Source organism: Aeromonas sp. Y318-3, assembly GCF_027706185.1.
In the GTDB taxonomy this organism is placed as follows: Bacteria; Pseudomonadota; Gammaproteobacteria; order Enterobacterales; family Aeromonadaceae; genus Aeromonas; species Aeromonas veronii.
Window position 1 is genome coordinate 1 of record NZ_JAPDCN010000055.1, and the last position, 707, is coordinate 707.

Consider the following 707-nt stretch of genomic DNA (forward strand, 5'->3'; position numbering starts at 1 on the left):
GAGATCCGGCATGGGGGTGAGGTGCTGCTGCGCACCGATGAATATGACGCCATCAAGCTCACGCACCGATTGCCGCTCGTCAACGGTCAGGCGGTCTTGTTTGAGCTGCACAGCGGCGGTGTGGCATGCCCGGTGCTCTACCAGTTGGCTGTCGCCCAGACGGGGGTACTGACCATGCTTTCACAGCCCTTTGGTACCTGCAGCGATGAAGGCAAGCTGACCCGCGAACCCAACGGTTTCACCCTCGACCTGCCCGGCAATCCTCGTCAGCGCTGGGTATGGGATGCCAGCAGCTTGACGCTGCGCAAGCAGTCCTGACCACCAGCCTCCACACATTCACCACCATCAGGGCACCTTCGGGTGCCCTCTGTTTTATGCCGCATTTTATTTAAGGAACGGTTCATGTCATTACCGCAATCAGGGGACCACCTCGTTTCCCCCCGCACCGGTTACCAGCACCACGGTCTCTATCTGGGGGACCATCTGGTCATCCACTACCAGGGGGTCAGTGCCGGTATACATTCCGGTCAGATAGCTATCGCCACCCTTGCCGAGTTTAGCCAAGGACGGGGCTATCGCATCCAGCACCATAGTGCACGAGCTTTCAACCGGGAGGAGAGTATCGACCGTGCTTACTCCCGTCTTGGAGAGGCGCACTACAGCACGCTCTTTAACAACTGCGAGCACTTCGTGCTCTGGTGTATCGA

General features: G+C 58.7%; 1 protein-coding gene and 1 pseudogene. Both read left to right on the forward strand.

All coding sequences use genetic code 11. The features are described from left to right. Positions 1–318: pseudogene (locus OKB77_RS23975) on the forward strand (hypothetical protein); the annotation flags it as partial. Positions 319–402: 84 nt separating this feature from the next. Continuing rightward, on the forward strand, positions 403–707 hold a 305-nt coding region (locus OKB77_RS23980), incomplete at its 3' end, for a lecithin retinol acyltransferase family protein (protein ID WP_270818721.1).